This is a genomic window from Marmoricola sp. RAF53, assembly GCF_052114005.1.
GTDB lineage: Bacteria > Actinomycetota > Actinomycetes > Propionibacteriales > Nocardioidaceae > Marmoricola.
The window spans coordinates 128935-137201 of record NZ_JBFRDX010000016.1 but is presented as its reverse complement, the minus strand read 5'-3'; the positions used below and the strand labels follow the sequence as shown (position 1 = coordinate 137201).

The 8267-nt window shown below is 71.2% G+C and carries 11 protein-coding genes; 9 read left to right on the top strand and 2 right to left on the bottom strand.

Translation table 11 applies throughout. The features are described from left to right. A partial coding sequence (locus AB4Y76_RS15050) for a hypothetical protein (protein ID WP_441926664.1) occupies positions 1 to 503 on the top strand: 503 nt, incomplete at its 5' end. A 79-nt stretch (positions 504 to 582) separates the two neighbouring features. Here the strand turns inward: AB4Y76_RS15050 and AB4Y76_RS15045 are convergent. Continuing rightward, positions 583 to 1206, bottom strand: a complete 624-nt coding sequence (locus tag AB4Y76_RS15045) for a hypothetical protein (protein WP_441926663.1) — start codon at positions 1204 to 1206, stop codon at positions 583 to 585. 261 nt (positions 1207 to 1467) lie between these two features. On the opposite strand from AB4Y76_RS15045, the gene hsaA reads away from it, so the two are divergent. The 8 genes from hsaA (at position 1468) to AB4Y76_RS15005 (ending at position 7713) form a co-directional block, all read left to right on the top strand. Next, complete coding sequence (gene hsaA / locus AB4Y76_RS15040; protein ID WP_441926661.1) at positions 1468 to 2634, top strand: 3-hydroxy-9,10-secoandrosta-1,3,5(10)-triene-9,17-dione monooxygenase oxygenase subunit; 1167 nt, start codon at positions 1468 to 1470, stop codon at positions 2632 to 2634. 4 nt (positions 2635 to 2638) lie between these two features. Then, positions 2639 to 3559 (top strand): 4,5:9,10-diseco-3-hydroxy-5,9,17-trioxoandrosta-1(10),2-diene-4-oate hydrolase, encoded by a 921-nt coding sequence (hsaD, locus tag AB4Y76_RS15035; protein WP_441926659.1) that lies wholly within the window; start codon positions 2639 to 2641, stop codon positions 3557 to 3559. After that, on the top strand, positions 3556 to 4455 hold the full coding sequence (gene hsaC / locus AB4Y76_RS15030; RefSeq protein WP_441926657.1) for an iron-dependent extradiol dioxygenase HsaC: 900 nt from the start codon (positions 3556 to 3558) through the stop codon (positions 4453 to 4455). Before hsaD ends, hsaC begins: the two co-directional genes overlap by 4 nt. 19 nt (positions 4456 to 4474) lie before the next feature. Continuing rightward, complete coding sequence (locus tag AB4Y76_RS15025) at positions 4475 to 5119, top strand: flavin reductase family protein (protein ID WP_441926655.1); 645 nt, start codon at positions 4475 to 4477, stop codon at positions 5117 to 5119. Positions 5120 to 5139: 20 nt separating this feature from the next. After that, the gene (locus AB4Y76_RS15020) at positions 5140 to 5562 is read left to right on the top strand and encodes a TetR/AcrR family transcriptional regulator (protein ID WP_441926654.1); all 423 of its coding nucleotides are present in this window, start codon (positions 5140 to 5142) and stop codon (positions 5560 to 5562) included. 55 nt (positions 5563 to 5617) lie between these two features. Beyond that, on the top strand, positions 5618 to 6571 hold the full coding sequence (locus AB4Y76_RS15015) for a type IV toxin-antitoxin system AbiEi family antitoxin domain-containing protein (protein WP_441926653.1): 954 nt from the start codon (positions 5618 to 5620) through the stop codon (positions 6569 to 6571). After that, positions 6543 to 7310 carry a GNAT family N-acetyltransferase gene (locus AB4Y76_RS15010; protein WP_441926651.1) on the top strand — a complete coding sequence of 256 codons (768 nt, stop codon included), beginning with the start codon at positions 6543 to 6545 and terminating at the stop codon, positions 7308 to 7310. Before AB4Y76_RS15015 ends, AB4Y76_RS15010 begins: the two co-directional genes overlap by 29 nt. Positions 7311 to 7482: 172 nt before the next feature. Continuing rightward, positions 7483 to 7713, top strand: a complete 231-nt coding sequence (locus AB4Y76_RS15005) for a hypothetical protein (RefSeq protein ID WP_441926649.1) — start codon at positions 7483 to 7485, stop codon at positions 7711 to 7713. Between the two features lie 79 nt (positions 7714 to 7792). On the opposite strand, the gene AB4Y76_RS15000 is transcribed toward AB4Y76_RS15005, so the two are convergent. Continuing rightward, positions 7793 to 8254 (bottom strand): hypothetical protein, encoded by a 462-nt coding sequence (locus AB4Y76_RS15000; protein WP_441926647.1) that lies wholly within the window; start codon positions 8252 to 8254, stop codon positions 7793 to 7795. Positions 8255 to 8267: the final 13 nt, after the last annotated feature.

The following is an 8267-nucleotide window of genomic DNA, read 5'->3' as shown; positions in this document are numbered from 1 at the left end:
ACTACAACATCACCCCCAAGTCCGGCACCGCCCCGCTGCGCGTCGGCACCGGCTACCTGAACTCCTTCTTCCAGGGCGCGATGGGTGACATCGCCTTCTACAACCGTGAGCTCAGCCAGACCCAGATCGCCGCCCACACCAAGGCGATGGGCTCGACGACCACTCCGACCACTCCGTCGGCTCCGGGCACCACGGGGGCCGCCTCCGCGCGGACGTGGCAGCACCGCGTCGACGGCACGAACGTGAAGCGCACCGGCAACAGGCTGGTCCGGTACACCCGCGCCGAGGGGCGACGCACCCGCACGAACGCCCGCGGCGTCGAGGTGGTCGTGGTGCGCGGCAAGGTCACCGCGGTCCGGCGGGGGATCGGCAACGCCGTGATCCCGGCGAAGGGCTACGTGCTCTCCGGCAGCGGGACCTCGCGCGCCTGGCTCGGCAGCCGGGCCAAGGTGGGGACCACCGTCCGGATCGCCCACGGACGGGTGCTCCTCGCCGCCCGCTGACCCGGTCGGGCACAGACGACGACGAAGGCCCCGCACCCACTCCCGGGTGCGGGGCCTTCGTGCCCCCTCGTACGCCGGCTCAGGCCTGCTCGGCCTGCCGGCGGCGGCGGGCGACCAGGACGAGTCCGGTCGCGCCGGCCAGGCCCAGCCCGGCGATCGCCCAGGTCAGGTCGACACCGTTGTCTGCGCCGTCCTCGGCGGTGGCCGGGGCGAGGCCGCTGTCGCTGACCCCGGTGTCGAAGGTCCGGCCACCTGCCTGGGTGGCGGTCACGGCGGTCGCCGAGGCGGTCTTGCCGGACGTGGTGGCGTCCTGCGCGACGGCGACGACCTCGTCGGTGTTCCCGTCGCCCTGGCCGCCCTGGCCGCCCTGGCCGGTCTGGCCGCCGGTGCTGCCGCCGGTCTCACCGCCGGGCTGCGGGGCGGGGTCCTGGGACTTGGGGGCGTCGGCCAGGTCCTTCGGGCCCTTCGGCGGCTGCGGCTTGGGCTTCGGGATCGCGAGGTCGGCGGGGCCGTTCGGCTTCGGCTGCGGCTTCGGGGTGGGCTGGGCGATGTCCATCGGCTTCGGGTCCGGCTGGGCCGGGGGAAGCACGATCACCGGGTCGCCCTGGGGTGCCGGGGTCACCGCGTGGGCGGGGGCGACGGCGAGGACGGCGGCGGCGATCGGGCCGGCGAGGACGAGGATGCGGGTGGCGGTGCGGTTCATGGCGTTCTCCTGGTGTCTGGTGCTGGTGTCTGGTGCTGGTGCTTGGCTGCTTCTGGAGGTAGGAGCACCGGGCCCGGGAGACCTTGCAGCTTTTCCTCGAAAACTCTTCCCAGGCGGGGGAGTGTCCGCTTGATCACGTTTCGTCCGGTGGATGCGCGCGGCGCCGCCGAAGAACGGCAGGACCTTCGCGTCGCACGTGGACGAAGAGGTAGAACGTGTTCTAGTATTGGCTTCAGAAGCACCCAACGACGAGGAGAAGTCATGACCCAGGCAGTTCTCGACGGCGTCCGTGACCTGTTGCCCACGATCCGCGAGCGGGCAGACGAGGCGGAGCGGCTGCGCGTGGTCCCCGAGGCATCGATCAAGGAGCTGGCGGAGACCGGCTTCTTCAAGCTGCTCCAGCCCAAGCGGTACGGCGGCTTCGAGTCCAGCCCGATCGACTTCTACGAAGGTGTCCGGATGATCTCCGGCGCGTGCGGCTCGACCGGCTGGGTCTCCAGCGTCGTCGGCGTGCACCCCTGGCAGGTCGGCCTCTTCGCCGACGAGGCGCAGCAGGCCGTCTGGGGCGCCGACCCGAACGTGCGGCTGAGCTCGTCGTACGCGCCGACCGGCAAGGCCGTCGTGACCGAGGGCGGCTTCAAGCTTTCCGGCAAGTGGAGCTTCTCCTCGGGCTGCGACCACTGCCAGTGGGTGCTCCTCGGCGGCCTCGTGTTCAACGCGGAGGGCCAGGTCATCGACTTCCGGACCTTCATGATCCCGCGCAGCGACTACACCATCGTCGACGTGTGGCACATGGTCGGCCTGTCCGGCACCGGCTCCAACGACATCATCGTCGAGGACGTCTTCGTCCCCGAGGCGTTCACGCTGTCGATGGGCGAGACCGGCCAGTGCCGCGGCCCGGGCCAGGAGGTCAACACCTCCAACCTGTACAAGCTGCCGTTCCACTCGGTGTTCACCACCACCATCTGCACCCCGATCATCGGGATGGCCTACGGCGCGTACGCCGAGCACGTCGAGATGCAGCAGAAGCGCGTCCGGGCGGCGTACCTGGGGGAGAAGGCGTCCCTCGACCCGTTCGCCGCGGTCCGGATCGCCCGCGCCTCCAGCGACATCGACGCCGCCTGGGCGCTGGCGATGAACAACATCCGCGAGGAGATGGCGCTGGTCGAGAAGGGTGAGGAGATCCCGCTCGGCCTGCGCCTGAAGGTCCGCCGCGACCAGGTCCTCGGCACCCAGCGCGCCATCGACGCCATCGACGCCCTCTTCGAGGCCTCGGGCGGCCGGGCGCTGGCCCAGGGCACCTACCTGCAGCGCGCCTGGCGCGACGCGCACGCCGGTCGCGTGCACGCCGCCAACGACCCCGAGCGGGCCCTGCAGATGTACGGCGCCCACGAGTTCGGCCACAAGGTCGACCCGGGGATGTACTGAGTCCATGGTCGATTTCTCGAAGGAAGCCACCCGGCGATCGGCCAAGGCCGGCGACGTCACGCTGAACTACTACGAGGCGGGCCCGGAGAACGGCGCGGCGTCGACCGAGGTCGGCGGCGGCCTGCCGTTCGTGCTGCTGCACGGCGGCGGTCCCGGCGCCTCGGCGTGGAGCAACTTCGGCTCGGCGCTGCCGCGGTTCGCCGCGAACTTCCGGACCCTGCTCGTCGACCAGCCGGGCTTCGGCCAGTCCGACAAGCCCGAGGTCAAGGCGAACTACTTCCGGCACTCGGCGTCGTACCTGGTGAAGTTCCTCGACGAGCTCCAGATCGAGCGGGTCCACCTGCTCGGCAACTCGCTCGGCGGCGGCACCGCGACCCGGTTCGCGCTGGAGTACCCGGACCGCGTCGGCCGGCTGGTGCTGATGGGCCCCGGCGGCCTGTCGCTCAACCTGTTCCACGCCGACCCGACCGAGGGCGTCCAGCGGCTGATGGACTTCAGCATGGCGCCCAGCCGCGAGGCGCTGCGGGCGTTCATCTCGACGATGGTCGTCAACCAGGGCCTGGTCACCGACGAGCTGGTCGAGGAGCGGTTCGCCGACGCCACCGCGCCGGGTTCGCTGGAGGCGATGCGCTCGATGGGCGCGTCCTTCTGGAACCCGGAGTGGGCCGAGGACGGGATGCTCTGGCGCGAGGTCCACAAGCTCCGCAAGCAGACCCTGCTCACCTGGGGCCGCGAGGACCGGGTGAACCCGCTCGACGGCGCCCTGGTGGCGCTCAAGACCATGCCGAACGCCCGCTTGCACGTGTTCCCGAACTGCGGGCACTGGGCGCAGATCGAGGCGGCCGAGGAGTTCGCGACCGTGTGCACCGACTTCCTGGCCGCGCACGTGGAGAGGCCGCGCAAGCCGGAAGGTGAGAAGTCGTGACCATCGACATCAAGTCCATGGGCTACATCCGCGTGGCCAGCACCGACCTGGAGGCGTGGAAGACGTTCGCCGGCAAGGTGCTCGGCGTCGCCGAGGGCCGCGGCCCGAACCCGGAGAACCTCTACTTCCGGATCGACGCCGTCTCCGCGCGGATCGTCGTCTTCCCCGCCGACGTCGACCAGCTCGACGCCACCGGCTGGGAGGTCGCCGACCACGTCGCCCTGCAGAACGCGCGCGAGCACCTCAAGGAGGCCGGCGTGGTCTTCGAGGAGGGCACCCCGGACGAGCTGGCCGAGCGCCGCGTCCAGGAGCTCATCCGCTTCCGCGACCCGTGGGACAACGTCTTCGAGCTCTTCCACGGCATCACCTACGAGTCGCGCCCGGTCGTGACGCCGTACGCCGCGAAGTTCGTCACCGGCGACCAGGGGATGGGCCACATCGTCATCCCGGTCACCGACGACGTCGAGGCGCTCCGCTTCTACACCGAGGTGCTCGGCTTCCGGCTGCGCGACTCGATGAGCATGCCCGGCGAGTTCGTCGGCAAGGAGCCCGGCTCCAAGATCTGGCTGCGCTTCCTCGGCGTGAACCCGCGGCACCACAGCCTCGCGTTCCTGCCGATGCCGAACGCCTCGAAGTGCGTGCACGTCATGCTCGAGGTCGACGAGCTCGACCACGTCGGCCGGGCGCTGGAGCGGGTCAAGAAGTACAAGGCGCCGCTGTCGGCGACGCTCGGCCGGCACATGAACGACGAGATGGTCTCGTTCTACGTGAAGTCGCCCGGCGGTTTCGACTTCGAGTTCGGCACCGAGGGCCTGCAGGTCGACGACGCCCGCTGGGTCGCCCGGGAGAGCACCGCCGTCTCGTACTGGGGGCACACGTTCGGCGGGGGACAGTGACCCGATGAACAATGGGGGTGTGACGCACCAGGTTCCCGAGGGGATGAACGAGGACGCCCGGGCGACCTGGCCGAGCCAGGAGCTCATCAAGTCGTGGCTCGGCAACGAGCTCGACTTCGAGCTGCGCCTCGGTGAGCACACCCCGATCCCCGACGACCCGGAGGCGGCGGCACGCGCCCGGAAGTTCCGCGACGTGCTCGGGCTGTTCTGCAGCGGCGTCACCGTGGTCACCTCGGTCTCCGACGGCCAGCCGGTCGGGATGACCTGCCAGTCGTTCTCCTCGGTCTCCCTGGAGCCGCCGCTGGTGATGTTCTCGCCGGCGAAGACCTCGCGGGCGTGGCCGCTGATGCAGCGCGCCGGGTACTTCTGCGTCAACATCCTCTCCGCGGACCAGCAGGACGTCTCGAACGGGATGGCCACCAAGGGCGTCGACAAGTTCGACGGCGTCGAGTGGCGCACCGCCGCGACCGGCGCCCCGCTGCTCGACGGCGTCCTCGGGTACGTCGACTGCACCGTGCACCAGGTCATCGAGGCCGGCGACCACTACCTCGTCATCGGGCGCGTCAAGGAGCTCGGCTTCGGCGACGGCAGCGGCCGCGAGGGCGCCGAGAGCGTCGACCCGCTGCTGTTCTTCAAGGGCAAGTACACCCAGCCGCAGGACTGATTCGGGGATAACGTGGAGGCGTGAGTCTCCCGGTCTACCCCGACTGTCCGCAGGCGCTGGCCGCCGTGGGCACCGCCGCGGCCCGGGCCGAGTCTCCGGAGATGATCCGGGACTTCAGCGACCGGCTGCTGCGCAGCTTCCTGGCGCTCTGCGAGAACCCGCGCACCCGGCAGGGGATGCTCACCATGGTGCAGGCCTCGGTCGGCAACGCCCGGATGGGGCAGCGGTTCTACCGGATGCTGAACCGGACCGTGGTGAACCCGGCCGCCCGGGCGACCGGCGTGCACGCCTCGGCGCTCCGGCTCGAGCTCGTCTCCGGCCAGCTCGTCGGGTTGGCGATGATGCGGTACGTGCTCCGGGTCGAGCCGGTCGCCTCGGTCGGGACCGAGGAGATCGTGCGGCAATTCGCCCCGGCGATCCGGGCGACGCTCAAGGGCTCCTGACGGCCGCTGTGGATCGGGCCCGCGGGCGGCGGGCCGACTCGGCCACCCTGGGGCGATGCGCTCCGGAGTCCACCCCCACCTCGCCCTCGTCCCCGATCTCGTCCCGGGCGCCGGTCCCGGCCTGACCGGCCCCTTCACCCCGACGACGGCCGCGGCCGCGGGCGTCGGGCGCGCCGCCCTCGAACGCGCGGTCCGCGAGGGTGAGCTGGTCCGGCTGCTGCGCGGCGTCTACCTGGAAGCCCGCCGGCCGTGCCCGCCCGAGGTGCGCGTCGCCGCCGCCGGACTCGTCGTCGGCGCCCGGCAGGTCGTGGTGGGTCGGACCGCGGCGTGGCTGCACGGCGCGGATCCGGCGGCTCTCCTCGACGAGCGGGACGGAGGGGTGGTCCCGATCGAGGTGCACGCCCGCACCGCCGGCGGAGCGTCCCGACGCTTCCGGGCCGGTGAGGTCGTCCGCCTCGGGACGGTCCGCTGCACCTCCGCGGTCCGGACCGCCACCGACCTGGGGCGCCGCGCCGACGAAGAGGCCGCGCAGGCGGCCCTCGACGGGCTGCTCCGCTGCGGCGCGCTCGACCACGCCAGGCTGGTCCTCGCCGCGAACGCCGCCGCGGATCTGCCAGGGGCGGACCGGCTCCGCGAGCTCGCCGCCCGCGCCGACGGTCGAGCCGACGGAGCGACCGAGACGGTGCTGCGGATGCGGTGGCTCGCCAGCCGGCTGCCGACCCCGGCGCCCGGCCTGGTGGTCGCGGGCCGACGGCTCTCGCTCGCCCTGCCGACACACCGGTTCGCCGCGGTGCTCGACGGCAGCCTGGACGAGGACGGCCTGGTTGCGCTGGCTGTCCGGGGCTGGCGAGTCCTCGTGCTCGACCCCCAGCGGGTCCGGAGCGGCGAGGCGCGCTTCCTGGTCGCGCACCTGGAGCGCGAGTTCCACCAGCACCTGCTCCGGCAGAYGGGTCTGCCGGAGCGGGCCCTAGGCTCCTCGGATGGATCTGCCCCTCGGCTGGCTCACTGACCTGGCCGTGCTGCGCGCCGCACACGCGGAGATCGACGAACGGGCCGACCACGTCGTGGTCCGCACGCCGTCGAACCCGTCGTACTACTGGGGGAACTTCGTGCTCGCCCTGGACGCGGCCGACGACGCCGAGCACTGGCTGGCGGTCTTCGAGGAGGCGCATCCCGACGCGGTGCACCGCTCGATCGGGCTGGTCGCCGAGCCGGTGGACCCGGAAGGCTGGGCGGCGTTCGGCTTCGCGCTCGAGCACGACGACGTGCTCAGCGCCGACCGGATGCCCACGGAACGGCCGCTCCCTGCCGGGTACCGGGTGCGGGAGCTCCGCACGGACGCGGACTGGGCGGCGTCGACGGCGCTGCGCGCGGCGCACTACCCGGGGCAGGCCGACTTCGAGCGGGACAGCACCGCCATGCGCCGGGCGATGGTCGAGGAGGGGAGCACGGCCTGGTTCGCGGCGTACGCGCCGGACGGGACGGTGGCGGCCGAACTCGGCATCGTCGACGTCGGGAACGGGGTCGCGCGCTACCAGAGCGTGCTGACCGCGGCCGAGCACCGGCGGCGCGGGCTCACCGGGCACCTGCTCGGGGTCGCCGCACGCTGGGCGGCCGATCGCGGGTGTCCCCGGCTCGTGATCGTCGCCGACGACGGCAGCGACGCCGACCGGCTCTACCGGTCGGTCGGGTTCCGGCCCTCGCAGCCCGGCTGGCGGGTCCTGCGCGCGCCCATTGTCGCTGGTTGAGAGCGACCGCCCGAGGTTCCCACGGACACACGTCGCGGTCAGCGGCTGAATTGCGCTGGTCAGCAGCTGACCGAACTTCCGGATCTCGCACGAGACGCTCGCTCATGCCGATGAGCGAACGAAGTGCCTGGATCCGTGACGCACATGGCGAAGGCCCGGCACAATGCCGGATGTGGCTCTCGATACCGCGCAGCACTACTTTCGCCAGCGCCCCGTCCTGTCCGCGTTCATCACCCTGCCGGCGGTCGGGCTCTGTTTTTGGGCCATGAGCGGAGTGGCGGAGTGGTTCGACGCATCGGCTCTGGTTGCCGGTGTTCTGTGGCTTTTCGGCCTTGCCCTCGGGCTCCAGTTGAGCCGGCTCGTTCTAACGGTTCTGATGGGACGCGATCAACGCGCTCCGTGACGAGGATCGTTCGGGGCGGCGAGGATACGCGCTGACTCGCAAGGCACTCATCTGCCGATGAGCGATCCTGACTGGACCGTCAGCCGAGCCCCAAGATCGCAACTACCTGGGCCGCTCGATCGCTCAAGTCGCGCCGCCCCTTTTCTGTGTCTGCTCGCTGCAGCGGTGTCATCGCAACCGGCTTACCCGCCCGGCGTCCGATGACCAAGGTGATCCGGGAGTAACCAACCCCACTGCCCGGACCAACCTCAACCGAGGCGACATCCTCAGTAGCAATCCTGCGGAGGATCACACCGTTTCGGTACCGGATCCCTGCGCGGGTGACCGTGGCTGAGGCGGTAGCCAGCGAGAAGCCGATGTATCCGAACCCGATACCGCCCACGCACATGACCAGCAGAGTGCCAACATCGCTCGGCTCGCTGAGCCCAGCCAGGACAAATATCAGTCCGAACAAAGTGAGAATCCAGCCCGGAATGATCGACCAGAGAACTGGACGTATCACGAGGCGCTGCTCGTCGTGCCGGGTCGGGTTGGATTCCACGGCGCACAGGCTA